Raw genomic sequence first — 25,620 nt, forward strand, 5'->3', positions numbered from 1 at the left:
AGTCGGCAGAGCAATTAATCCACCTACATAAATGCTAGACCATGAATTACGGGTTGGCTCTGTCGGCAGTGGTTTGGGCGACGGTCGGCTCATTGGATGCTCGGTCCCACCAGCCGCCGCCCAGTGCCTGGAAGAGCGCTGCCGTGTCGCCAAGGCGGGTGGCCTGTGCCTGCGCGAGGTTCAACTGTGCCTGGCGGTAGGTCTGCTGGGCGCCAATCAGCGCCAGGCGATCGAGGTAGCCTCGCTGGTGCTGACGCTGCGTCAGGTCCAGCGCGGTCTTCGCCGTGTCCGTTACCTCGGCTGCGGCTTGCAGCGCTTCGGCATCCGTCTGGATGGCGTGCAGTGTGTCCGCCACATTCTGAAACGCGGTGATCACGGTTGACCGGTACTGTGCGGCTGCCTGGCGTAGCGCCTCAGTGGCGGCTCGCTCGCGATGGAGCAGTGTGCCCCCGGCAAAGAGCGGCTGCGTAATGCCCAGCGCCAGATCGAAGAACTTGCCGCTGTTCCAGAACATCTGGCCGATATGGCTGGCGGCGCCGCCAAGCGTCGCATCGATGGAAAACTGCGGCAGCCGGGCCGCCCGCGCGACGCCTACCTCCGCACTGGCGGCCTGCAGCAGTGCCTCGGCGGCCCGGACGTCCGGGCGCTGTTCGACAAGCTGAGAGGGCAGAGTCAATGGTAGCTCTTCGGGCAAACGTAGGGCGCCGAGCTCGAATGCCGGCACCTCTTCGTCCTGCACTGCGCCAATCAGCGTGCGCATGAGATCCCGGTTCTGCTCGAACTGCTTTCGCAATGGCGGCAGCAGCTGTCTGGCCTGGGCCAGGGCGTTCTCTTGCACCGCGAGATCCAGGCGCGATGCATAGCCTGCCTTGAGTTGCCGGCTAGCGAGCTCCACCATCGCGACGTTGGCATCGATCATTGCCGTCGTGGTAGCGATCTGCTGCCGCAGCAAGGCATCCTGAATGGCCGCGGCGACGATGTTCGACGCCAGCGTAATCCTGGTCGCCTCCAGCTGGAACTGCTGGGCCTTTGCCTGCGCCTCCAGCGACTCGACCTGCCGGCGGTTGGCGCCGAACACATCAGGTACGAAACCGACCGTCAACTGGGCTGTGTGGAAGTTGTAAATGACGGGCCCGTTGAACGGTGCCGTGCCACCCTCGCTGGCGGGCGTGCCCTGGAAGGTGCTGATGACCGAACCGTTGCCCTGGATGCCGGGCGAGTTGCCACCGAGATTGCCTGCCAGCTTGGTGCGCGATGGGGTGTAGCCGGCCTGGATGGTCGGGAAGAAGAAGCCGCGCTGCGCGTACACGTTCTCCTGCGCAGCGCGCAGCGCCGCCTGTGCCGCTTCGACATTCGGATTGGCGGCGAACGCCTTCTCGATGAGCGCATTCAGTCGCGGCGACTCGAACAGCGCCCACCAGTCGGCCTGAATACTCTGCTCCAGCACAAATCGCTGCGTGGCCCCCCCGGGCACAGCCGCCGATGCCGTGGCTGCCGGCATGGGCCCGGGGGCGTAGCCCTGGGATGGAGGAAGGGCCGGTCGCACATAGTCTGGTCCCACCGCGCATCCGGCGAGCAAGGCTATCACGGCCAGGTGGGCGGTTCGCCGCACATGGCCGCAGCATCTTGTCGCTGAGCGGGCAACGAATGCCTTGTGAACGGTTACTGACCTCATTTCTCGCTTACGTCCTCGTTACCTGCCTCGGAAAAATTCCCAAACCTGCTCATGGCCACCGGGAGCACCAGCAACGTGAAGATCGTGCCGGTCACGATGCCACCAACGATGACGCAGGCGAACGGACGCTGGGTTTCGCTGCCGATCCCATGCGACAACGCAGCGGGAAGCAGGCCCAGGCCGGCCATCAACGCGGTCATGAGAATGGGGCGCAGGCGAATAGCCGCTCCCTCCACGATCGCTTGCGCAACGCGCGAGCCTTCACGTATGCGCTGCATCACTTCCTCGACCATAATGACCCCGTTCTGCACCGAAATCCCCGCCACGGCGATGAAGCCTACCGCAGCGGACACTGACAGGTGCAGCCCGGCCAGCCCGAGCGCTGCCAATCCGCCGATGAGCGTAAACGGCACCATGCCAAGCACTAAGCCCGCCAGCCGGACCGAGCGGAATGCCCAGAACAGCAAGGAGAAGATCAGCAATACCGTGAGGGGGATGATTACCATCAGGCGCTTGGCGGCACGCTGTGAGTTCTCGAACTGACCGCCCCAAATCAGGTCGTAGCCCGGCGGCAGCTTGACCTGCTCGGCTACGGCGCCCTGGGCCTCAGCGACGAAGCTGCCCTGGTCGCGTTCGAGCAGGTTCATCTTCACGATCACGCTGCGCGAGCCCGACTCCCGCAGGATGCGCGAAGCACCCTGGCGAATCTCGATGGTCGCTACGTCGCTGAGGGCGATCGTGCCGGGACCGTTGCCGGCCTGCGTGTCCGGCAACGTCAACTGCAGATTGCCGATCGCATCCGCGCTGTTGCGGTCTTTCTCTCCAATTCGCATCACCACATCAAAGCGCCTGTCCTGCTCGAAGAACGTGGTGATCGCCTGGCCGGACATGGCCTGTGTCATCAGCGTATTGATATCATCGATTGTGATGCCGTAGCGAGCCATGCGCGTGCGGTCGGGCGTGACGACCACCTCGGTTTGCCCGCCGATACGCGTGGCCTCGACGTCGGTGGCACCCCGGATGCCCTGGACCACGCTGACCACCTGCGCCGCTTTCTCTTCCAGGATATCGAGGTTATTGCCGCTGATCTTGGCGACGATCTCGCCGCGGAACCCGGATAGCGATTCTTCGACATTGTCCTGGATGACCTGGGAGAAGTTGGTCGTGATGCCCGGAATTGCGGCGAGGCTATCCGACATGCTGGCGACGAGTTCGCTCTTGTCCGAGAACCGCCATTCCTTGCGCGGCTTCAAGTCGACCAGGTTTTCCAGGTTGTTGGGACCTTTGGGATCCGAACCGTCGTCGGGACGGCCCACCTGCGTGATGATGCGCGCCACTTCCGGATAGGCGGTGACCTTTGCCCGCACCAGCCGCTCGACCTCCTTGGTGGTCTCCAGCGAGGCCGAGGTGGGCAGCGTGATGGTCAGCCAGATGTTGCCTTCGTCCAGCTTAGGCATGAACTCGCTGCCGAGCCGCGGCGCCAGCAAGAAGGCGATGACTACCGGTATGGCAGACAGCCACAGCGTTGCGCCTGCCCGGCCCATCGTCCGCTCAACCAGCTGCCGGTAGCGAAGTTGCAGCCATTCCAGCCATGGTTTGTGTTTCTCGGCCAGCGTGCGCCGCTGCACGACATAGGAGAGCAGCGTCGGCACCAGCGTAAAGGTGAGCAGCACCGCGCCCAGCAGCGCGAAGGTCAGCGTCAGCGCGACCGGCGTGAAAATCTTGCCCTCCACGCGCTGGAAGGTGAAGATCGGCACAAATGCCAGGATGATGATGGCCTTGGAGAACAGCACCGGCTGCGACATATCGGCCATCGTCCGCTGCAGCACGTGCAAGCGGTGCCTGCGCGCGTCAGCGGGGTTGGCATCCTGCGCGGACCTGACCGCCAGCCGCACCATCAGCGCCTCCACGATAACGACCGCACTGTCGATGATGATCCCGAAGTCGACGGCGCCGAGCGAAATCAGGTTGGCCGACACGCCGCGCGCGTTCATCAGAATGAACGCAAACAGCAACGCCAGCGGAATGACCGTGGCCACAACCAGCGCTGCGCGCCAGCTCGAAAGAAACACAACCAGCACGGCAATGACCAGCAGCGCGCCGACCACAAGATTCTCCGCCACGGTGGTGACGGTGTGGCGAACGAGCTCGGTGCGGTCATAGATGGGCACGATCCTGACGCCTGGTGGCAGTCTGGGCTCCAGTTGCGCGATGCGCTCTTTGAGTGCCGCATTGATCTTGGAGGGGTTGCCACCCTTGGTCATCGATACGATGCCTTCGACAATGCTGTCCCGCTGGCCTGTTGCCACGATGCCGAAACGTGGACGCTCGCCTTCGCGCACGGCGGCAATGTCGCCCACGGTAATGGGCCGCCCGGCGCGCGCCGTGATGACGATGCGCCGAATGTCGTCGAGATTGGCGAACAATCCTGCCGCGCGCACAACGAGCGATGCATCGCCTTGCCGCATCAAGCCACCGCCGGCGCTCCCGCTACCCTTGGCGATCGCCTGGCTGACCTGGTCCAGCGTGATCTGGTACTTGCGCAGTGCGAGAGGATCGACTTCGATCTGGTATTCCTTGATCGCGCCGCCGAAGCTCACAACGTCGGCAACCCCCGGCGTCATGCGCAGCACTGGCCGTATCGTCCAGTCCTGGAGCGTCCGGATCTCGGCGTCTGACATTCCCGGCGCCTCAATGGTATAGCGGTACACCTCGCCAACGGCCGTGGACAGCGGCGCCAGTTGCGGCTGCACGCCGGCCGGCAATGTCACCGTTGACAGTTTCTCCGTGACCTGCTGGCGCGCGAAGTAGTTGTCGGTGTCCTCGGCAAACGTCAGCGTGACAATGGACAGGCCAGTCATGGTGACCGAACGGACATTGGTCAGGCGGGGGATGCCGGCCACCTCGCGCTCGATCGGTAAGGTCACCGCGCGTTCCATATCCTCCGGGGCCTGCCCCGGCAGTTGCGAGATGACGCGCACTTGCACGTCCTGCACGTCGGGGAAGGCCTCGATCGGCAGGTTCGACAGCGCATAGCCGCCAAAGCCGACCAGTGCCGCGACCAGCACGAGCACGAACGCGCGCTGGGTCAGCGCGAAAACGATCAGCCGGTCGATCATGGCTTGTCGCCTGCACGGGCCGTCAGTTCTGCGTCGAGCAGCAACGCGCCCTTGACGACGACGCGTTCACCACCCTGCAGCCCTTCCCCTACGTAACTGGAATCGCTGCCTCGGGTCAGCAGTTTCACCTGCCGGCGCAGGAACTCGCCCGGCGCCGTCTGCACGAAGACGAACGCATGCACGCCGCGGTTGACAATCGCGGTATTGGGCACCCGCACCCCGGCACCACTGTCTTCGAGCACCGAGGCGCGCACAAACATTTCGGGCAGCAGCTTGCCCGAGGCATTGTCCAGACGCGCCCGCGCAGTGGCTCGGCGCGTGTTGGGATCCATCAACTGTCCGAGTTGCACGATCTTCGCACGGAAGCGCTCGTCGGGGAAAGCATCGGTCTCGACCGTGACTTCGCCACCCACCTTCATCCGGCCGAGCAGCTTTTCCGGAATGTCTATCATCAACCACAATCGTTTGGTGTCGGTGACGACAAACAGCGGCGCTGACAGCCCGGAACCCACTTCCAATGCCGGCGTTGCCGTACGTTCTGTGACTACGCCGTTGATCGGGCTGGCCAGGCTGACGCGTTGTCCGCGGACCGCAAAGCCGTGCGGGTTGAGGTTCTTCAGGCGCTGCTCGGCGCGTGCCGTCTCCGCCCGAGCTTCGGTATAGTCCGCCTGTGCGGCTTCCAGATCCTTGGCCGCAATCCCCTCGCCCGGCCCCAGTGCTTTCGCACGCTCCAGCACCAGCCTCTTACGCTGCTCGTCGGCACGGGCCTTGTTCAGATCCGCGTACGCGCTGCCGAAGTCGGAGGAATCGATCTCGGCGAGGACCTGGCCGGCCTTGACCATGTCGCCTGGCGCCGCCTTGATCGCGACGATGCGCCCGGAGAACCCCACTCCGAGGCGGGCGGTCACGTCTTCGTCATAAGCTACGCGCGCACTCAATGGGTCCGACAGCGGGATGGGAGACGCGGGGATGGTGCGGGACTCGATCATCGTCAGTTGGGGCGCGCCGACTGGATAACTGACGGTATCCGGCTTGTTGCGGGGAGATGGAGCGGCAACTTTAGCCGGAGAATCTGCCGTACGGGAGGTCCAGGCAATCCATGCCACAATGCCGGCGCCGGAAAGCACCAAGCAGGCCATCAGGGCCAACTTCTTATTCATACAGTTTCCAGATTGGGGCACAGACCGCCTGGGGTTTTCATCCGCGCAGCAAAGCCGTAAAGTTAACCGAGTAACCTTTCCTGAACCTTGCTGACCCGCGCCGTGCGCTTATTGCTGATCGAAGACGATTTGGAACTGGCCAATGGGCTGGTCAACAGCCTGGCGCAATCGAATTACGCCGCCGACGCCGTACACACGGGGAAGGCTGCAGTGGATGCCTGCCGCACCACCCCGTATCAATTGCTGATCCTGGATCTCGGCCTGCCCGATGAGGATGGTATCGATGTGCTACGTCGCTTGCGGCGGCAGGGTGTGACGGCACCGGTGCTGATTCTGACGGCTCGGGACGATTTGCATGACCGGATTCGCGGCCTGGATGCCGGTGGGGACGACTACTTGTCGAAGCCGTTCGCGTTGGGCGAACTGGAAGCCCGGCTCCGTGCGCTGCTTCGCCGAGGCGGTTCAGCCATCGCCATGCCTAGCTTCGGAACGATCGAATTCGATCCGGCAGCCAAAGCGGTATTCGTGCGAGGCCGTGAGCTTGCCCTGACCGCGCGCGAACTGGCAGTGCTGGAACTGTTGCTGCGGCGGCCGGGCCGCGTTGTCAGCAAAGAGCAAATGATTGAGTCGCTCTATACATCGGACCAGGAAACCAATCCGTCGACGATCGAGGTATTTGTGAGCCGCCTGCGACGCAAGCTGGACGATGCGGACGCGCAGGTGAGCATTCGCGTGCTGCGCGGCCTGGGGTACCGGCTGGAGCAGGTCTCCCGTGGATAGATCACAAGGCTACAGTCTGCGGCATCGCCTGCTGGCACGCCTTTGGATTCCTTTGTTCCTCGTGGTGCTCATTGGCTCCCTAGGCGCTTTCTGGCTTGCGCGTCATATCGGGTCGGTCGTCTATGACCGCTGGCTGTACGATTCGGCCATGACCTTGGCGCAGCAAGTCAGGCTGGACGGAGGAAAAGCCGTACTGGACTTGCCTAAGCCAGCCATCGAGATGTTCGAGTGGGACAGCGTTGACCGCATTTTTGAGGAAGTAAGGTCACGGGAAGGCCGCCTGATTTTTGGCAGCGCGGTGTTTCCGCCTCCGCCAGATGGCTTGATTGCCGGCAAGCCTCGCTTCTACGAAGGGCTGGTTAGCGGCTATCGGACGAAGATTGTGGCCATTCTCCTCGACCGGCCGACGGCAGACTCGGTAGGCTTTGTCATTCAAGTCGCCGAAACCAAGCGCAAGCGAAAGTCCATCGTGGCGGAAATCCTCTGGTTCGCTGTGCCGCTACAAGTGCTGATCCTGTTGCTGGCCGGCGCATCAGTCTGGTACGCGGTGACGTCGGGACTACGCACTGTGGACAACATCGCCAGCCACCTCGCGCGCTATGAGCCCGACGGCCTGGTGCCAGTTGCGGACTTGGACCGCGCGCCCACCGAACTGAAGCCGCTGTTGAATTCGCTCAACCAGCTGATTGCCAAACTCGCGGAGGCGCAGGATACACAGCGCCGTTTCACGGCAAATGCCGCGCATCAGCTTCGGACTCCGCTAACGACGCTGCAGGTCCAGACCGAGCGTGCGTTGCGTGAGCGTGACGCGGCAAAACGTAGTGAGGCTCTATCTCATGTCCTGACGGCGGTCAGGCGCGCACGGCATCTCGCACACCAGTTGCTGACGCTGGCCAGATCGGAACGTTCGGGCGAGCCGATGCTGCGGATGGTCACGGTGGATCTCGCCGAACTCGCGCGCGAGGAACTGGAACAGTGGGCGGATACTGCGATCGCCCATCACGTGGATCTGGGTTACGACGGACCAGAGCGTGGCGTTACCATTGAGGCCGAGCCGCTGTTGTTGCGCGAATTGATTGGCAATTTGGTCGACAATGCCATCCGCTACGGCGGCGCCGGCAGCGTCGTAACGCTTGGGCTGAAAACCTCGCCTGTTGTTTTGACTGTGGACGACGATGGACCCGGCATTCCAATGGAGGAAAGGCAGATGGTCCTGGAGCGCTTCTACCGACGTCCAGGAAGCAGTGGCGATGGCTGTGGCCTCGGGCTGGCCATCGCCCGCGAGATTGCGGCACGGCACGACGCCAGCGTGCGCATCCGGGATAATCCACATGGCAGGGGCGCCAGAATCGAAATCGTTTTTGGGGCATGACCGTGCCACCTACGGGACATGCGGCAGGAAGCGCCAATCCCGCGATTGCTATTCGTTTTCACCTACCCAACACTGATACCCCACCATGGAATGGCTGACGGACCCTTCAATCTGGATCGGCTTGGTCACGCTGGTTGTGCTCGAGATCGTTCTCGGCATCGATAATCTGATTTTTATCGCGATTCTTGCGGACAAGCTCCCCCCTAACCAGCGGGACAAAGCGCGGGTTGTCGGCTTGATACTCGCGCTCCTGATGCGTCTTGGCTTGTTGTCGGTGATGTCCTGGCTCATCACCCTGACGAAGCCGCTCTTCTCGATCGGTCCGCTGTCGCTCTCCGCCCGGGACTTGATTCTGCTGCTTGGGGGGATCTTCCTGCTGTTCAAGGCCACCCTCGAACTGCACGAGCGGCTGGAGGGCATGCCGCACGCTGAGAGCGGGAAGACAGCCTACGCGGGCTTCTGGATGGTGGTCACGCAGATCGTCATTCTAGACGCAGTCTTTTCACTGGATGCAGTCATCACGGCAGTCGGCATGGTCGAGCACCTGACGGTGATGATGGCCGCTGTCGTGATTGCCGTGGGGGTCATGCTGCTGGCCTCCAAGCCGCTGACACGCTTCGTCAATGCGCATCCGACGGTGGTGGTGCTGTGCCTCAGTTTCCTGCTGATGATCGGGTTGAGCCTCGTTGCCGAAGGGGTTGGCTTCCATATTCCAAAGGGCTACCTGTATGCGGCGATCGGGTTTTCGGTGCTGATCGAAGGGCTTAATCAGCTCGCCCGGCGCAATTTCTTGCGCCATCTGGCGGGACTGCCCATGCGGCAGCGCACCGCCGACGCTGTGCTCAGGTTGCTGGGCGGTCGCCGTACCAATAATCCTGGCACCCAGGATGATATGCCCGTGGCCAATGATACGCTGCCCTTTGCCCCCGAAGAGCGCAGCATGGTGAGCGGTGTGCTGACATTGGCCGAGCGTTCCGTGCGCTCCGTGATGACACCCCGCGCGGACATTTCGTTTCTGGATATCGAAGCTGACCGCGACACGCTTCGCAAGCAGATTCTCGACGCGCCGCATAGCTTCTTCCCGGTATGCCGCGGGGAAGTGGATAACGTTCTCGGCATCGCACGCGGCAAGGACTTGATTGGCGACTTGATCGAGAAGGGCGCCATCGATGAAGCTGCAAACCTGCGTAAGCCGATCATCGTGCATGAGTCCATCGGCATGCTCCGATTGATTGACACTCTGAGGGATTCGCGTGGCCAGCTCGTACTGGTCACCGACGAGTATGGCGCACTCGTCGGTCTTGTCACCCCCATCGATATTCTCGAAGCTATTGCAGGCGAGTTTCCAGATGAAGACGAAACCGCCACCATCACGATGGTCGCGGATGGACGCTGGATCATGGACGGCTCAGCCGACCTCCATGCCGTGGCGCATGCGCTCGGCCTTGACCCCGCGTGGGCAAGCTCGGCGGGCAGCTTCTCTTCGCTCGGTGGCCTGCTATTAAAGCACTTCGGGATGGTACCAACGCCACAAATGGTGCTCGACATGAAGGGGTATCGTTTCACCGTCGAACAAGTCTCGGACCGGCGGATCGATCGCGTTGACGTTCAGTATGTAGGCCGAGAATTGGGCGAAGCCTCGGTTTCAAACCTTCGTGGCGACCATGGCAATCACTAACTACGCTGCAGGGGCACCGCTGGCCTAGGCTACACGGGACTTAATATTCATGGGGAAACTGCCGGCGGTCCATGTTATGGCTTCAGCGTGGAGAGCGAGGATATGCTTGCGTGTTGCATGCTTACGGTCCGTCGCCTTTTTATCTACAGGCGTCAGCAACCATGACGCATCTTCAGGCCACATTTCAACGGCTATGTGCCGCCGCTGTTAAGATCTAAACGGAAGATGACATGGAAGAAAAACAGCGACAAGCGCCAGGCGCCACGCCCTTCGCCCAGCGCCTACTCGTGACGCTGATCCTCGTGGGGCTTTTAGCGCTATTATGGCGGCTGAGCGATCTTCTAGTTGTTTCGTTTGGCGCGATTGTGCTTGCTGTGGCCCTTCGTTCCCTCGCAACACTGATGCACGGGCGCCTGCATATACCCGAGCGGTGGAGCGTTTTAGCGGGTGTGCTTCTCGTCGCCACCGCACTCTGCGCAATTGGCTGGCTTGTGGGAGAGCCGCTTGCCGAGCAACTCGCTAAGCTGCGTGAGAGGTTGCCATTCGCCTCACGCGCAGTGCTGGGCTGGATGCATGCCAACCGTGTCGGCCAATTGGCTTTACAGGTGTGGCAGGACACCACTTCGGATGGTGTCCCCTGGGCTCGCCTTGCCGGTGTTGCCGGCCTTACATTGGGGCTGCTTGGCAACGCTGCGCTTATCATCGTCATGGGCATGTACCTGGCCGCTGCGCCGAACATGTACAGGAAAGGTTTCGTTCGATTAATGCCATTGCCTTATCGAAAACCGATCGATAGTGCAATGGTCGAAAGTGCTGAAGCATTGAGGCGTTGGCTATTGGGACAGTCCCTTTCGATGGCCTTTGTAGGGTGCGCCACTGCCTTAGGGCTGTGGGCGCTCGGTATATCTCTGCCGCTTGCCGTGGGCGTTATCTCCGGACTGCTGGCGTTCATTCCATTTTTCGGTGCCATTGCAGGCGGGCTGCTGGCTGTCCTGCTTGCATTCATGGAAGGACCGCAGGCTGCGCTCTACGTGGCTTTGCTGTGCGTCGGCATTCAGCAAATCGAAGGGCACTTGCTGATGCCAATGGTTCAGAAATGGGCAGTCCAGTTGCCGCCAGTGCTCAGCATCCTGTCTGCGGTCGTCTTCGGCGCGCTCTTCGGGATTGTCGGTGTGCTTTTCGCCACCCCGATGATGGTGGTGGCCATGACAATAGTTCGAACACTGTATGTGGACAACTTCCTGGAGCATGGGCATGTGTATGCCGCTCCGGAGGTAAGGCGATAACAGCGAAAACACATAAAAATGGGCCAGACAGCCATCGCGCCGACCGCCCCCGTGTATTCGCCGGATTATCCAGATGCCCCGTCGCTGGCGGCGCTACGTAACGAAGGGCTGTCCGCCCGGGACGCGGTCGCGCGCTACTTGGGCGAGCGCGAGGCCAGCGGACAGCCGCGCGCGGCATCCGCGGCCGCCTCCGGTGCGAGTTGGCTGAACTCGCGCGGCGCCGGCAGCGGCAGGACCGGTTCGCAAGGCGCCTTTAGGTCGCCACGCCACCAAACGCTGGCAGACGTGAGGTACGCTTTCCGCGCCGGCGTCACTGGTGGCCGTCGGTGCCGGGTCTGGACCCAGCGAGCGCCCGGCGAATCGAGGCCTTCTTTGCCAAGCACCCAAAGCTCACCGAGCGAGTCCGCGCGCTGATAGTCGTCACCGAGCGCGGCCTGACGCCTTGGCGCCTGGTTCGACCACCGCGCGGCCGGGTGGACCGGGCGGGCGAAAGCCGTCAGCCAAGCGATCGATACGCTGCGCCGCTTGCCCCCGAACGCATGGCGACGAAAGCGCGGGGAGAATTGCCATTAGTGGCCGCCTTGCTTCATATTGAATCGTCGTAATCGTCGTCTGTTTTGGATCGCAAATCCTGCAGGGGGCGCAGCGCGACGATCATCCGGTCGAGCATCATCACCCAGTCTTCCAGTTCCTCGATGACACAATCGGCTTGTTCCATCAGTGTCAGATCGGCGGTCGAATATGACAGGCTCGCGCCATTGATCACGGTATGCGCCATGCCATGCAAGCGCAGCAGATCGTCACGCAGCCCATCCGGTCCGCAGCGAGCTCGAAGCGCGTCGAATTGATCCACCGCCTGTTGGATGACCAGGGTATCGTAGCGCTGCTGCAACGACTGCAATGCGTCGGCATCGACGGCGCCGTAGGGGGTCTCGATATCAGACATGACGTTTGGGCCTCCGGATAGAATGGGCCGGCCCCGCGAATAGGCTGTCGCGAATCCAGCTCTCGATACGTTCGAAGTCAAGCTCGTATTTACCAAAGCGCTTCAGGTTGCTGGTGAGATAGGGGCTCAGGAAGGCGATATCGGCCGGATTGACCGGGATGTCTTCCTTCACCATCGCCCGCAACGCCTGCATCATGTCGACCGTGTTCTGCAGGATCGCGGCCGAGGCCATCAGGTCGTTGTAGCGCAGGCGCTTCTGTTGTTCGTCCGGATCGTTAACCGGCAGCACGTCACCCCCAAATGAGAACCATTTGGCAAAACCATTGTAGGACTCGACCTTGTTGGTGGTGGCGGTAATCTCCTGACGAAGTTCACCGCTGCCGATCCACTCGAGCAGGAAGATGGTGCGTATGACCTTGCCCAGTTCCTCTGCAGCCAAAGACAGCCGATTCTTCGGGCTGGCCGCACCGAACCGGCGCAGCAGCAAGGGCGACGACAGTGCGCCAGTCTGGATCGACAGCGTCAGTTGCATCAGGTCCTGCCAGTGCCGCTCGATGAGATCCCAGTCGACCGTTTCCGAAAACAGCGCGTCAATGTGCTGGTATTTCGTATCGGCATTCGCCCGGTACAGCTTCAGGTCCTGCCAGTTTCGGATGCGCGGCATCAACTTGATGCCCAGCAGGTGGGTGAAGGCGAACACCGCCGCCGACTGGCCCTGGGTGTCGGCATGAACGGTGTCCGCCTCGACGCTCAGACCGGCCTTGAGAAGCCCTTCGATGACGTAGATCGCCTCCCAGATGCCTGGCGGGATGAAATGCCGAAAGACCGCGATGTAGTTGTCCGCCACGTGCCGGTACGCCACCGCGCCCATCTTGCGGTACCGGAAATGGTAGCCGGCCAGCAGATTGTTGTCATAGAAGTCGTACTGGGTACCGTCGGCCGCCACTGTCTTGCCGTCGCCCCAGTGCTTGGGCAGGTCCAGCCGCAGATAGAGTTCGATCAGCTCGCGCTGCGCGGTTTCCAGCCGCTCCAGGCTCAGGTGCCGCCGGTTGACGAACGACATCATGTGCGGCGTGATTTTGTCGCCCATGTGGCGTGCTGCCTGGGTCGGGCCCAGATTGCAGCCCATCGCGAAGATGGTCAGCAGGTACCGCTCGGCAGCGTTGCGGATCTTGGGGTCACTGCCGCTGAGCGGTCCAAAGTGCCGGGTGAAATGCGTCCAGTGCTCGATATTGGCCAGCACGTCCAGCAGATTACGCACCGGCATGCGCTTTATCAGCGCTTTCTGCAGCGAGACCGCGCCTTCTGGAACAATGGTGGCTGCAGTGCGACGTACCACCAACTCACCAGCCTTGTTGATGATCACATGTTCGGACTTCTCGGGGAAACGCTCATCCAGTTGGCAGGCCGTGTCCCCGAGCCACTGCCGCAGTTGAGCCACGAAGCCGGCGCCGCTGTCGGGCATGCCGAACTTCTCGCAGTAGCTCGGCAGACGCTGCTCACACTCGCGCCACGGCAGCAGGTGATCCCGGTAGTCAGCGAAAGCGTCGGAGCCGGCCACGCACAGATCGCCGCTGCGCAGCTCCGTGGCCATATAGGACAGTACGCAGAGCTCCAGATAGCGACGGTTTGTCGGCGTCCCCAGAGCGATCGGGCGGCGCACCAGCTTGCGCCAGCGCTCCGAGGCAAAGCTGATGTCGACGTCAGTGTTGATCCATTCGCGGTGCAGCGATTCTTTCTCGAATACGGCCTCCAAAGCCGTCAGCAAGGTCTGGGATTGCGTGGTCGATCCCCACACCAGAGCTCGCGCCAGGCGCAGTAGGACGGACCGATGCGCCTTGAAATGGCGCCACAGCAACGGCAGGTAGTTCTTGCCGCTATAGGCCCGCACCTCGGCACAACTCTCGCGCAAGGGCTCGAGACTGCCTGTCGGCGCAAGATACTTGCGTACCTGTGCACCCAGCGCCGCCGCGTCGTCCCCGTAATCGTCAACGATGTTGACCACTCCGTCGAGCACGTCTACGAGGTTTTCCATCTGTTCGCGCTGTCGCGCCTGGATGAGCGCCAGTTCTTCCTTCGCCCGCTTGTGGATCGCGCCCATCCGGCGGATGAACATCTCGGCCAGATCGTCGCGGGCACGCACACGCATTTGATGCAGCAGCGCCGCGATAAGGGTATAGCGACGCTCCGGCTGCATCTCCTTCAGGTTGGCCGCGTCCAGGCTCATCGCTTGCGATGACAGGGAGCGCAACTTCGTGGCCGGGGTGTCTTCCAGCGCGCGGGCGTAATCCCCAAAACCTTCGAGCCAGGTGAGATGTTCGATCAGCAGGGTGATGTGCTTGCGAGACGGCCGCAATGCGTAGCGCTTGATGGTGTTGTACGCCGTCTGGCGCTGATTGAATTCCCGTTTGAGCAGGCGGTCCAGTTGTGCCTTGTCGTCGTCAGTCAGGCGGCGCACGACGCGCCGGAACATGGCTGTTTGCGTGCGCGCATGGACTTGTTCCGCAATTGCATCCAGCGTAGAGAATGCAGGCAGTTCCACTTGCTGCTGGATCAGGCTGTCGATGGTGGCATTGATGATGTCCACCGGCTGGTCCACGGCCTCGGACGCTTCCCGTGCTGCGCGCACGGCGACTTCATTGGCGTCGGTGCCATAGTAGGACTGGACGCCGAGAAACTCGCGAACCGCGGCGTAGTGGCGAAACAACGCAACCGATCGGGCTCTGTCGTAACCAAACTCGACCTCAGCGCCAAAGTCTGCGGTGGTCCGGACGTGCTCGATGACCGCTGTTGGGATGGAATCGAGGTTGGGAAAGTGGTGCATCTGCTGAAAGACCTTCAGCAGGACCAGCAGGCCCAGCCGCGAGGACTGCCCCCGCGCTTTGCGCCGCACCCACTCCAGTTCTTCAATGTCCGGCGTATAGCAGGCCTGCAATTCCGCCGCTGAAAATACCTTCGGGAAGCGCGGATAAGCGGTACGTTCGACGGTGGCCATGCCGGACTGAGAGCTCCAATGGAGCCGGCCAGTGTAGCGGAACCGCCCCTTCCGCAGAGGCCTTTTCTTATAACTGTCTGATCTACAAATGCAGATCAATATAACCTGTAGGATTATGATAGGAAATTGGCCTTATCTTGGCCGAACCCCAGGATGGCGCGCCGGCGCTGCGGGGCCGGCTGGTCCAGCACGGGCACGTCCGGTGCCAGCTGGTAGCTCATGCGGGTGGCGGCCGGCACGCGGTAGCTGCGGTACCAGACGTCGCTCTCGCCCAGGCGCAGCAGCGGGTCATGGTCGCCGGCGGGACTGCCGAGCAGGCGCACGTTGTCGCGCGCGCCGCGCCACAGGAAGGTCACGCGCACCATCGCTTCCTGCGCGCTGCCCGGCGTCGGCGGCAAAGGCTCCACCAGCGGCGTGCCACGCCGGGCCATGTCCTGCCAGAAGGCCTCGGTGGTGCCGCCGCTGGCAACGGTCTGCGCCAGCGCGCGCAGGGTGGGGCTGTCGGGCAGGTCGGCGGGCGCGTGTTGCGCGGCCCGCGGCACGATCTCGTCGATGCGCAGCACGTAGGGCGCGCCGGGCACGGGCCGTCCGCCGACCGCGCCGGGCACGTCGGCATGGTCGCCGCTGACGGTCAGCCGGTACGCGCCGCTGCCGGGGGCGACGAAGAGGAAGCTGCGCGACAGCGTGGTCGGCCCCAGCAGCCGGCGCAGCGGCTTGCCGCCGGGGTCGGCAAGGTCGAGCGTCGCCGCAGGTCCGTCGAGCACGCCCCGCACCACGTCGCCTGCCTGCAACGACAGCGTGTAGTGCAGCGGTGCGCCGGGTTGCCAGGCGCCGTGCGCGGGCTGCCCCACGGCCAGGGCGGGATTGGACGCGGCAGCCGGCGTGGCGATGGCGGCAAGCGACAGCAGCAGGGACGCCGACAGCCAGACGGCGCGGCGTTGCATCAGGACAGGTAACCGCATCAGAAATCCACCGAGGTTGTGAACTTGAACAGGCGCGGCGCGTTCTGCGTGACGTAGCCGTCGTTGAACGAGCCCGCCCAGTAGCTCTTGTTGAACAGGTTCTCGACGCTGGCGTAGAAGCCCACGCGCTTGCCCTGGATCTTGGTCACGTAGCGCGCGCCGATGTCGTAGCGCGTCCAGCTGTCGATCTTCTGCGTGTTGGCGGTGTTGACGTACTGCGAGCCGGTGTACGTCACGCGGCCGCTGACGGTCAGCCCCGGCACCCAGGGCAGGTCCCACTCCGCCCCCAGGTTGCCGGACCAGGTGGGACTGCCGAACGCGGTGTTGCCGTCATAGGCGCCGTTGGCCGTATGCGTCAGCACCGCGCGGGTATAGGCAATGCCGCCCAGCACGCGCACGCCGCGGCCGGCCTCGCCGTAGACATTCCATTCCACGCCGCGGTGCCGGCGCTCGCCGTCCGGGCCGTAGGTATTGGTGGCGCCATCCTTGATCAGCGTCGGCCGCGTGATCTGGAACACGCTGAGGGTCTGCGTCAGCCGCCCGCTGTCCCACTTCACGCCCAGCTCGCCCTGGCGGGTCTTGTAGGGCGCAAAGACCTGCTGGTAGTTGCGCGCGGTCACGTCGGTCACGGTATCGCCCTGGCTCAGGCCTTCGACGTAGTTGCCGTAGAGCGCCAGCCGCGGCCCCCATGGCCTGAGCACCAGGCCCACCGAGGGCGTGACGGCGCTTTCGTCGTAGTCCGCGGTGCGCGCACCCGTGGTCGCGCTGAAGCTCTGCGCCTGCACGCGCTGGTGGCGCAGGCCCAGGGTCAGCTGCACCTTGTCGTCGGCGAAGGCGAGCGTATCGGCCAGCGCCAGGCTGGTCAGCGTGGTGTCGGCGGTCCTGGGCACGTTGCCGGGCGATGGCGCCAGGATCGGCGTGGCCGGCGCGTAGATGTTGGACAGGAACGAGCGGCTGGCCACGTTGGCCGTGCCGCTGCGCAGGCCCAGGTAGGTGTAGCCCAGCACCAGGCGGTGCGCCACCGGCCCGGTACGCACGGTGCCGCGCACGCCGGCCTCGGCCGATACGGTATCGGTGTAGCCCTTCTGGTTGTAGGTGATGCCGGTGTAGTCGCCGTTGGGCCGGACATTGTTGGCGCGCGTGCCGTTGATAAAGCCGCTGTACTGGTAGTGCAGCGTGCCCAGGCCGGCATAGGCGGTCCAGTCGCGCGCGAGATCGACCTCGCCGCGCGCCACCACCGCGTTGTTGTCGAGCCGGCCATGCGTGCCGGGCAGGATATTGGTGCCGGCCCTGGGCGGCGCCGGCACGGTGCTGGCGAACGAGGCCATCCAGGCGCTGCCGTTGCGCACTTCCTCTTCATCGGCGTAGGCATCGAGCGAGGCGCGCACGCGCTCGCCGGCATAGTCCAGCGCCACCGCGCCCAGTGCGCGGCGTTTGGATTGCCCATCGATGCCGGTGCGGCCATTGCCATAGGCGCCGTTGACGCGCACGCCGAAAGCATTGTCCGGACCAAAGCGGCGCCCGATATCGACACTGGCGCCGGCATGGCCTTCGGACAGGTAGCTGGTTGACAGCCGCGTCAGCGGCGTGTCCGCGGCGCGCTTGGGCACCAGGTTGATGACGCCGCCGACCGCGCCGCTCGGGGCCATGCCGGTCAGCATGGCGGTGGGGCCGCGCAGCAGCTCGACCCGCTCGACGAATTCCGTGGGCGCATGCCCGTAGGGCGCCAGCCCGTACATGCCGTTCAGCGCGAGGTCGCTGGACGAGATATCGAAACCGCGCACGGTGTAGTTCTCGTACAGGTGTCCGGCCGAGGTGGTGAAGCGCACCGTCGGGTCGTTGGCCAGCACGTCGCCGATGGTGCGGGCCTGCTGGTCCTCGATCGCCTGCGCGGTATAGGCGGCGCTGCTGTAGGGCGAGTCCATGGCATCGGCATTGCCCAGCAGCCCCAGCCGCGCCCCGCGCGCCACCTGTCCGCCCGCGTAGGCCGGCGTCAGCGCTTCGGCGTCATGGCGGGCGGCGGTCACGGTCACCGCGGGCAGGGTGGCGCCGCCGGCTTCGGGGGCGGCGTCGCGCATGGCCTTGACGGCAAAGCCGTTGGGCACGCGCACCGCATGCAGGCCGGTATTGCGCAACAGCGTGGCCAGCGCCTCGTCGGGCCCGTAGCGGCCGTGCAGCCCCTCGGTGCGGCGCTCGGCGAGTTCGGCGGCGTCGTAGGAAACCAGCACGCCCGATTCCAGGCCGAAGCGCGTCAGCGCGGGCTGCAGCGCACCGGCCGGGATCGCGTAGCTGCGCGCCGCGGCCGCCGGGGCCGGCACCGGTTCCGCGGCCAGGGCAGCGAGCGGCGCGGCAGCGGCCGCCAGGGCCAGCGCCTGGCCCACGGCCAGCACGCTGCGGCGGATGCGCAGCGCAGGGTGCCGGCGCGCGCCGGCGGGCGGAGTTGGCAGATGAAGCTTGCCCATCAAAAGTCCTTTCAGAATGCGGCCGGAAATCAGCCTTTCCTCTGTCAGGCCACTTCAAACGGGCAAACCCCTCAGTTCAGGAGAACAAAAATTCCTATTGGCGATGCCGGCTGATAGACGTCTGACCTGGACTCAAGCCCTGCGCCGCACGCTGACCCAGTAGCGGGTCCAGCGCTCGACGCTGACGGGCAACAGGTGGGGCAGGGCGTCGAGTACGCGGTCGGTGTCATCCAGCGGGAAGATGCCCGATACGCGCAGGCCGGCCGCATCGCCGCTGCAGCCGAGCCGGCCATGGCGGTAGCGCGCCAGTTGCGCCAGGAAGCGGTCCAGGCGCATGTCGTGCACGGCCAGCATGCCTTGCGTCCAGGCGGTATCGGCGACGTCGCCGGCCTCGGCCGGAGCGATTTGCGCGCGGCTGAAGCGCGTGCGCTCGCCGGCCTGCAGCACGCGCGGCGCCGCGGCCGGATCGGCCGGGCGGATCTCGACCGCGCCGGCCTGCACCGCGACGGCGGTCGCTTCGTCATGCCATTGCACGGTAAAACGGGTGCCCAGCGCGCGCAGCGTCCCATGCGCGGTGCCCACGCGGAATGGCCTGGCCAGCGCGTCGGCAGCCGTCGCCACGGCGATGGCGCCGTGCAGCAGCGTGATCCGGCGCTCGGCAGCGCCGTAGTGCACGGCGATGGCACTGCCGGTATCCAAGTCGATCACGGTGCCATCCTGCAGCGTCACGCGCCGGCGTTCGCCGGTGCCGGTGGCATGGTCGGCCCGCCATGCCAGCAGCGGACCGCCGCGCTGCCACTGCCAGGACCCGGCGGCAACCATCGTCGCGGCCATCAGCGCGATGGCACGGCGCCGGCCGCGGCGTACCGGCGGGCTCGCCAGCGTGGCCCGCGCCACGCTGCGCGGCATCGCAGCCATGGCGGCACTGCAGTCATGCAGGTGTTGCCAGGCGCGCTCATGGTCGGGGTGCTCGGCACGCCAGCGCGCGCAGCCTTCGCGGCTCGCCGGCGAAGCGTCGGGCGACAGCAGCGTCAGCCACCACTGCGTCGCGCGCAACGTGATGGCGGCATCGATGGGAGGTTGCGGTGCGCCCGGTAACGACATGCGGCGCAGCTCAGGCCGGAAAACAGCACTGGTGCAGCGCCCTGACGATATAGCGCTGCACGGTGGCAACCGACACGCGCAGTTCGCCGGCGATGGCGGCCTGCGGCATGCCGTCGAGCTGGAACAGCAGGAAGGCGCGGCGCACCGCCGCGGGCAGCGCGTGCAGGCGGCGGTCGAGCTCGGCCAGCGTCTCCAGCAGCAGCGCGCGCGTCTGCGGATCCGGGGCCTCGGCTTCCGGCAGCGCCGCCAGCGCCTGCTGGTAGGCGCTCTCCAGCGCTTGCCGGCGATGGAAGTTTGCCACCAGCCCGCGTGCCACCGTGGCCAGGAATGCGCGCGGCTCGCGCGCCGCGATTGGCTTCTCGCGCGCCAGCAGCCGCACAAAGGTGTCGTGGGCCAGGTCGGCGGCGTACCCCGCTTGCCCCGCGTTCGCCAGGCGCCGGCGCAGCCAGCCGTGGAGCCAGCCGTGATGGTCTAGGTACAGCGTGCGGACTTCATCGTTGAGCGTAGGCTCGGCGGCGGACATGGCGCGGAAAACTCGGGCACGGACAAACAGCCTCGCATTGTATGCTCAAATGATAATGATTCGCAATACGAGATGGAGTCGATGGCCGCGCCCGGCCCGGTCAGGCCACCTCGCGCAGCGCCGGCCGGCGCGGCACGGCCGCATCGCCGGCGGGCCGCAGCGACGGATAACCCGCCGCAAACACCAGCCGCCCGGCCGACCAGGTGTGCGTGACCATCGGCTGGCCCGCCACCTCGGACACCGCAATCACGTCGGCGCGCAGGCCCGGCGCCAGGCGGCCGCGGTCGTGCAGCTGGCAGGCATCGGCGGGGTGGACGGTGACCAGCGCCAGCGCCTGGTTCAGCGGCAGCCCGGCCTGGCGTCCGGCGGCATACGCGGCGGCGATCAGGGTAGAGGGCTGGTAGTCCGAGCACAGGATGGTGCCGGCGCCCGCCCGGATCGCGTCGATGGCGCGCATCGATCCGCTCTGGCTCTTGCCGCGCAGCACGTTGGGCGCGCCCAGGATGGTGGGCAGCGCGCGGGCGCAGGCGGCCTGCGCGGTTTCCAGGTTGATCGGAAACTCGCTCATGCGCACGCCCAGCGCGTGCATGGCGGCAATGCGCTCGGGCGAATCGTCGTCGTGGCTGGCGGTGGGAATGCCGAGCGCGTGCGCCGCGGCCACCAGCCGGTCGACGCGCTCGTGCGCGCCCGCCATCGCCGCGGCCTTCTTGCGCGCGGCATCGGCGGCGGCGTCGCGGCTCATGCCGTGGTTGCCCATCATGTAGGCCAGGTAGGCGTCCATGGTCTTGAACTGGCCCTGGCCGGGCGAGTGGTCCATCACCGAAAGCAGGTCGACCACGCCTTCGGCCATCAGCGCTTCCAGCACCGGCACGGCGGCGGCGTCGGCAACCTCGTAGCGGCAGTGGATGCGGTTGTCGACCAGGCTGTGCGGCCGGTAGGCGGCGATGGTGCGCACCACCGTGGCCGCGGTGTCGACGTTGCGCACGCCGAACTGGTTGCCGGCGAACGACAGCGCGTGATAGGGCGTGGTGATGCCGGCCGCGGCGTTGCGGCGGTCGACCTGCGCCACGGCGAAATCCAGCGGGAACAGCACGCTGGCGCGTGGCTCCACCTCCTTCTCGATGGCGTCGCAATGCACGTCCACCAGGCCGGGCATCACGGTGTGGCCATGCAGTTCGACTACGGTCGCATGCGCGGGCACGGCCGCGGGTGCCGGCTCGATCGCCGCGATGCGGCCATCCTCGAGCAGCAGCGCGCTGTCGTGCAGCACGCGGTCGGGCAGCACCAGGGTGGCGTGGGTCAGGTAGGTCGCGGGCATGTCTGGCTCCGTTCGGGGCGGTTCGGTTCAGGCGAGGGCGGTGGTGGTAGCGGTGGCGGGGTGCAGCGGCAGCAGGCGCGTGGCCACGGCATCGCGCACGGCTTCGTCGTGGAAGATGCCGATCAGCGCGCGGCCCTCGGCCAGCGCTGCGCGGATCAGCGCGACCACCACGGCGCGGTTGTCGGGGTCGAGCGAGGCGGTGGGCTCGTCCAGCAGCAGGATCGGATGGCCGCCGATCAGCCCGCGCGCGATATTGACGCGCTGCTGCTCGCCGCCCGAAAAGGTGGCGGGCGGCAGGTCCCACAGCCGGCGCGGCAGATTCAGCCGCGCCAGCAGCTCGGCCGCGCGGGCGCGCGCCTCGTCCGCGCCGGCGCCGCGCTGGCGCAGCGGATCGGCCACCACGTCGAGCGCGCCCACGCGCGGGATCGCGCGCAGGAACTGGCTGACATAGCCAATCACGTCGCGGCGCAGCTGCAGCACGCGCTGCTCGCTGGCGCGGCCCAGCTCGACCCACGGCGCGCCGTCGGCGCTGGTATCGCGCAGCCGGATGCTGCCTTCGGTGGCAAGGTAGTTGCCGTACAGGCAGCGCAGCAGCGTGCTCTTGCCGGTGCCGGACGGCCCGGACAGGACCAGGCATTCGCCGCGCGCGGCATCGAAATCGATCGCGCGCAACACCGGCAGGCGGATCCCGCCCTGGTTGTGCAACGTAAACATCTTGCCGAGGCCGCGCACCTCGACCAGCTTCTGCGGTTGTTCTGCGTGCATCGTGCTCAGCCCTGCAGGATGGAAGAAACCAGCAACTGCGTGTACGGATGCTGGGGGTCGTCGAGGATCTGGTCGGTCAGGCCCTGCTCGACCACGCGCCCGCCCTGCATGACCAGGGTGCGGTGCGCCAGCAGCCGGGCCACGGCCAGGTCGTGCGTGACCAGCACCGCGGCCAGGTCAAGGTCCGCCACCAGGCGGCGCAGCAGGTCCAGCAGGCGGGCCTGCACCGACACATCGAGCGACGCCGTAGGCTCGTCCATGAAAACCAGGCGCGGATGCGTGACCAGGTTGCGCGCGATCTGCAGCCGCTGCTGCATGCCGCCGGAAAAGGTGCCGGGCACGTCGTCCAGCCGCGCCAGGTCGATCTCCATCTTTTCCAGCCAGTTGCCGGCGACTTCGCGCAGGTTGCCGTAGTGGCGCTCGCCCACGGCCATCAGCCGCTCGGCGATATTGGCGCCGGCGCTGACCTGCATGCGCAGGCCGTCGCGCGCATGCTGGCGCACGAAGCCCCAGTCGGTGCGCGCCAGCAGCCGCAGGCGCGCGCCGGACAAGGTGGCCAGGTCGGTCAGGCCGGATTCGCGCATGGCGTAGCTGACCGTGCCGCGCTGCGCCGGGGCCTGCATCGACAGCGCCTGCAGCAGCGTGCTCTTGCCGGAGCCCGACTCGCCCACCACGCACAGCACTTCGCCCGGATACAGGTCGAAGCTGACATCATGGCAGCCGTGCAGGCCGTCCCAGGTGCGCGTCAGGTTGCGCACCGACAGCAGCGGGGCGGCGCTCATTGCGCATCTCCGGCAGCGCTCTCGACGGCCTGAGCGGCCTGGCGCCCGGCGCAGTACTCGGTATCCGAGCACACGAACCGGCGCGTGCCGGCGTCGTCGGTGATGATCTCGTCCAGGTAGCTGTCGGTGGCGCCGCACTGCGCGCAGCAGTTGGACCACGATTCCACGGTGAAGGGGTGGTCGGCAAAGTCCAGGCTCTTGACCGCGGTGTACGGCGGCACCGCATAGACGCGCTTTTCGCGCCCCGCGCCGAACAGCATCAGCGCCGGGCTGCGGTCCAGCTTGGGATTGTCGAACTTGGGGATCGGCGAAGGCCGCATCATGTAGCGCTGGTTGACGATCACGGGGTAGTCGTAGGTGGTGGCGATGTGGCCGTGGCGGGCGATGTCCTCGTACAGCTTGACGTGCATCGCGCCGTATTCCGCCAGCGCGTGCATGGTGCGGGTCTCGCCTTCGCTCGGCTCCAGCCAGCGCAGCGGCTCCGGGATCGGCACCTGGAACACCACGGTCTGCCCCGCGCGCAGCGGGGTTTCGGGAATCCGGTGGCGGGTCTGGATGATGCTGGCCGCGGTGGTGCGCTCGGTGGTCGGCACGCCCGTGACGCGGGCGAAGAAGCGGCGGATATTGATGGCGTTGGTGGTGTCGTCCGAGCCCTGGTCGATCACCTTGAGCACGTCGTCCTTGCCGATGATCGCGGCCGTCACCTGGATGCCGCCGGTGCCCCAGCCATACGGCAGCGGCATCTCGCGGCTGCCGAACGGCACCTGGTAGCCCGGGATCGCCACCGCCTTGAGCAGGGCGCGGCGCAGCATGCGCTTGGTCGATTCGTCGAGATAGCCGAAGTTGTAGTGCTCGTCGCGGGCGATGCCCGCGGCCATGGTGGTGTCGGCGGCGCTCATGCCAGCGTCTCCTCTTGCGGCTGCGATTGGGTCTGCAACTGCGTGTGCGATTGCGGCTCCGGCTGCGGCTGCGGCTGCGGTGGTGTCGGCTCGGCGCTGTCCGGCGGGGCCGCGCCCTCCGCCCGCAACCGGCGCAGCAGTTCCAGGTTGGCCTGGAAATCGACGTAGTGCGGCAGCTTCAGGTGCTGCACGAAGCCCGAGGCCTCGACGTTGTCGCTGTGGTACAGCATGAATTCGATATCGTTGGCGGGCGCGTCGGCGGCCTCGCCCAGCGCTTCGGCGCGCATGGCGCGGTCGGCCAGCGCCATCGACATAGCCTTGCGCTCGTTGTAGCCGAACACCAGCCCATAGCCGCGGGTAAAGCGCGGCGCCTCGTCGGCATTGCCGGCAAACTGGCTCACCATCTGGCATTCGGTCAGCTCGATCTCGCCGATGGTGACGGCGAAGCCGAGCTCCTCGACGAACAGTTCCACTTCGGCCGTGCCGTAGCGGATCTCGGCCGCGAACGGGTGCGAGTTGCCGTAGCCGCGCTGGGTCGAGTAGCCCATCGACAGCAGGAAGCCCTCGTCGGCGCGCGCCAGGTTCTGCAGGCGCGCGGCGCGCCCGGCGGGGAAGGTCAGCGGCTCGCGCGTCAGGTCGGGCGGCGCGGGGTCGCCGGCGGGAATCTCGTCGGCCTCGACCAGTTCGTCCGCTTCCAGCAGGCTGGTCACGCGCGGCATGGCGGCGGCCAGTGGTTCCTGCGCGGGCGGCAGGGGCTGCGGCGCGCGGCTTGTTTCGAGCGAGAAATCCAGCAGCCGCTGCGTGTAGTCGTAGGTGGGCCCCAGCACCTGGCCGCCGGGCACGTCCTTGAAGGTCGACGAGATCCGGCGCTGCAGGCGCATCGCCCCGGTATCGAGCGGCTGCGTATAGCCGAAGCGCGCCAGCGTGGTGCGGTACGCGCGCAGCAGGAAGATCGCCTCGATCTGGTCGCCGGCGGCCTGCTTGAGCGCCAGCGCGGCCAGGTGCGGATCGTACAGCGAACCCTCGGCCATCACGCGCGACACCGCCAGCGGCATCTGCTCGCGGATCTGTGCCAGCGTCAGTTCCGGCACCGCGGTGTCGCCGCGGCGATAGGCGTCGAGCATCCGGTAGGAATTGAGGATGGCGCGTTCGCCCCCCTTGACGGCTACGTACATGTCAGTCCTCCACGATGGTGGTGCGCGTCAGCGCGCAGAACCGGTCACCGCTGCACAGCAGCAGGTCCACGCCGAGCGGGAAGCCGGCATTGTTGGCACGCCAGGCCGCGCGAAAGCCCGCGGGCAGGCCGGTCACGCGCAGCGCATGCGTGTGCTCGATGCCGGGGCCGCGCAGCGTCAGGATCTCGCCCTCGGTGAGCGAGGCCACTTCCACCAGCAGCGTGGCCGAGCGGTCAGGAAAGGCCGGATCGCCTTGCGCGCAGTCCGCCAGTGCCCGCATGGCGTGGCCGGCCGGCACGCAGACGAAGGCCGCGGCGCCGGGTTCCCCCGTCAGCAGGCAGCCGCAGTGAAAGCGCAGGAAGGCGCGCGCCGCGGCCGGCACGGCGGCGGGCAGCCAGACCGGCGTATCGGCATCGGCCAGCGTCAGCAGCAGCGCGGCCAGCGCCGGCGACAGGCCGTCCGGCAAGCCGCTGCGGGCCGGCAGCGCCTGCAGCTGGCCCGGGTGGGCAAACGCCTGCAGCGCGGCGCGGAATACCTGCTGGGCGTCGTCGACCGGATCGCTGAAGCCGGGCAGCAGCGCGGCCGCCGGCGTGGACCGTATTGGCTGGTCGGTGTGCAT

General features: G+C 65.8%; 20 protein-coding genes. 5 read left to right on the forward strand and 15 right to left on the reverse strand.

Features of this window, described 5'->3' with window-relative positions; genetic code table 11:
- Positions 1-46: 46 nt before the first annotated feature.
- The 3 genes from A3AG_RS0105830 to A3AG_RS0105840 are packed head-to-tail and all read right to left on the reverse strand — an operon-like array spanning position 47 to position 5,954.
- On the reverse strand, positions 47-1,675 hold the full coding sequence (locus A3AG_RS0105830; RefSeq protein WP_081610696.1) for an efflux transporter outer membrane subunit: 1,629 nt from the start codon (positions 1,673-1,675) through the stop codon (positions 47-49).
- The gene (locus A3AG_RS0105835) at positions 1,672-4,794 is read right to left on the reverse strand and encodes an efflux RND transporter permease subunit (RefSeq protein ID WP_018004519.1); all 3,123 of its coding nucleotides are present in this window, start codon (positions 4,792-4,794) and stop codon (positions 1,672-1,674) included. The genes A3AG_RS0105830 and A3AG_RS0105835 overlap by 4 nt, the downstream gene beginning before the upstream one ends.
- The gene (locus tag A3AG_RS0105840; RefSeq protein WP_035847985.1) at positions 4,791-5,954 is read right to left on the reverse strand and encodes an efflux RND transporter periplasmic adaptor subunit; all 1,164 of its coding nucleotides are present in this window, start codon (positions 5,952-5,954) and stop codon (positions 4,791-4,793) included. Before A3AG_RS0105840 ends, A3AG_RS0105835 begins: the two co-directional genes overlap by 4 nt.
- Positions 5,955-6,041: 87 nt before the next feature.
- On the opposite strand from A3AG_RS0105840, the gene A3AG_RS0105845 reads away from it, so the two are divergent.
- The 5 genes from A3AG_RS0105845 to A3AG_RS34520 all read left to right on the forward strand — a co-directional run bounded on the left by A3AG_RS0105845 (position 6,042) and on the right by A3AG_RS34520 (position 11,675).
- On the forward strand, positions 6,042-6,734 hold the full coding sequence (locus tag A3AG_RS0105845) for a response regulator (protein WP_018004521.1): 693 nt from the start codon (positions 6,042-6,044) through the stop codon (positions 6,732-6,734).
- Positions 6,727-8,106, forward strand: a complete 1,380-nt coding sequence (locus A3AG_RS0105850) for a sensor histidine kinase (protein WP_026163982.1) — start codon at positions 6,727-6,729, stop codon at positions 8,104-8,106. The genes A3AG_RS0105845 and A3AG_RS0105850 overlap by 8 nt, the downstream gene beginning before the upstream one ends.
- An 85-nt stretch (positions 8,107-8,191) precedes the next feature.
- On the forward strand, positions 8,192-9,784 hold the full coding sequence (locus A3AG_RS0105855) for a TerC family protein (RefSeq protein WP_018004523.1): 1,593 nt from the start codon (positions 8,192-8,194) through the stop codon (positions 9,782-9,784).
- Between the two features lie 230 nt (positions 9,785-10,014).
- On the forward strand, positions 10,015-11,070 hold the full coding sequence (locus A3AG_RS31425; RefSeq protein ID WP_018004524.1) for an AI-2E family transporter: 1,056 nt from the start codon (positions 10,015-10,017) through the stop codon (positions 11,068-11,070).
- Between the two features lie 326 nt (positions 11,071-11,396).
- Positions 11,397-11,675 (forward strand): hypothetical protein, encoded by a 279-nt coding sequence (locus tag A3AG_RS34520; protein WP_240619799.1) that lies wholly within the window; start codon positions 11,397-11,399, stop codon positions 11,673-11,675.
- Here the strand turns inward: A3AG_RS34520 and tnpC are convergent.
- From tnpC to phnH, 12 genes are all read right to left on the reverse strand, one after another.
- Positions 11,657-12,016, reverse strand: coding sequence for a Tn3 family transposase post-transcriptional regulator TnpC (gene tnpC / locus A3AG_RS0105865; protein ID WP_018004525.1), 360 nt, complete (start codon positions 12,014-12,016; stop codon positions 11,657-11,659). The genes A3AG_RS34520 and tnpC overlap by 19 nt on opposite strands.
- Positions 12,009-15,011 carry a Tn3 family transposase gene (locus A3AG_RS0105870; RefSeq protein WP_018004526.1) on the reverse strand — a complete coding sequence of 1,001 codons (3,003 nt, stop codon included), beginning with the start codon at positions 15,009-15,011 and terminating at the stop codon, positions 12,009-12,011. The genes tnpC and A3AG_RS0105870 overlap by 8 nt, the downstream gene beginning before the upstream one ends.
- A gap of 113 nt (positions 15,012-15,124) precedes the next feature.
- Positions 15,125-15,955 carry an enterochelin esterase domain-containing protein gene (locus A3AG_RS34315; RefSeq protein ID WP_018004527.1) on the reverse strand — a complete coding sequence of 277 codons (831 nt, stop codon included), beginning with the start codon at positions 15,953-15,955 and terminating at the stop codon, positions 15,125-15,127.
- A gap of 17 nt (positions 15,956-15,972) precedes the next feature.
- Entirely contained in the window at positions 15,973-18,435 is a 2,463-nt protein-coding gene (locus tag A3AG_RS0105880; RefSeq protein ID WP_018004528.1) for a TonB-dependent receptor, read from the reverse strand.
- 132 nt (positions 18,436-18,567) lie between these two features.
- A complete protein-coding gene (locus tag A3AG_RS0105885; protein ID WP_018004529.1) occupies positions 18,568-19,539 on the reverse strand; it encodes a FecR domain-containing protein in 972 nt (323 codons plus the stop codon).
- Positions 19,540-19,549: 10 nt separating this feature from the next.
- Positions 19,550-20,062: a sigma-70 family RNA polymerase sigma factor gene (locus A3AG_RS0105890; protein WP_018004530.1), complete on the reverse strand. Its 513-nt coding sequence runs from the start codon at positions 20,060-20,062 to the stop codon at positions 19,550-19,552.
- Positions 20,063-20,162: 100 nt separating this feature from the next.
- Positions 20,163-21,380: an alpha-D-ribose 1-methylphosphonate 5-triphosphate diphosphatase gene (locus A3AG_RS0105895; RefSeq protein ID WP_018004531.1), complete on the reverse strand. Its 1,218-nt coding sequence runs from the start codon at positions 21,378-21,380 to the stop codon at positions 20,163-20,165.
- 27 nt (positions 21,381-21,407) lie between these two features.
- Positions 21,408-22,145, reverse strand: a complete 738-nt coding sequence (gene phnL, locus A3AG_RS0105900) for a phosphonate C-P lyase system protein PhnL (RefSeq protein ID WP_018004532.1) — start codon at positions 22,143-22,145, stop codon at positions 21,408-21,410.
- A gap of 5 nt (positions 22,146-22,150) precedes the next feature.
- Complete coding sequence (phnK, locus tag A3AG_RS0105905) at positions 22,151-22,927, reverse strand: phosphonate C-P lyase system protein PhnK (protein WP_018004533.1); 777 nt, start codon at positions 22,925-22,927, stop codon at positions 22,151-22,153.
- Complete coding sequence (locus A3AG_RS0105910; protein WP_018004534.1) at positions 22,924-23,826, reverse strand: alpha-D-ribose 1-methylphosphonate 5-phosphate C-P-lyase PhnJ; 903 nt, start codon at positions 23,824-23,826, stop codon at positions 22,924-22,926. Before A3AG_RS0105910 ends, phnK begins: the two co-directional genes overlap by 4 nt.
- Positions 23,823-25,001, reverse strand: a complete 1,179-nt coding sequence (locus A3AG_RS0105915) for a carbon-phosphorus lyase complex subunit (RefSeq protein ID WP_018004535.1) — start codon at positions 24,999-25,001, stop codon at positions 23,823-23,825. Before A3AG_RS0105915 ends, A3AG_RS0105910 begins: the two co-directional genes overlap by 4 nt.
- A 1-nt stretch (position 25,002) precedes the next feature.
- Entirely contained in the window at positions 25,003-25,620 is a 618-nt protein-coding gene (phnH, locus tag A3AG_RS0105920; protein ID WP_018004536.1) for a phosphonate C-P lyase system protein PhnH, read from the reverse strand.

The organism is Cupriavidus neocaledonicus (genome assembly GCF_000372525.1).
GTDB classification, from domain to species: domain Bacteria; phylum Pseudomonadota; class Gammaproteobacteria; order Burkholderiales; family Burkholderiaceae; genus Cupriavidus; species Cupriavidus neocaledonicus.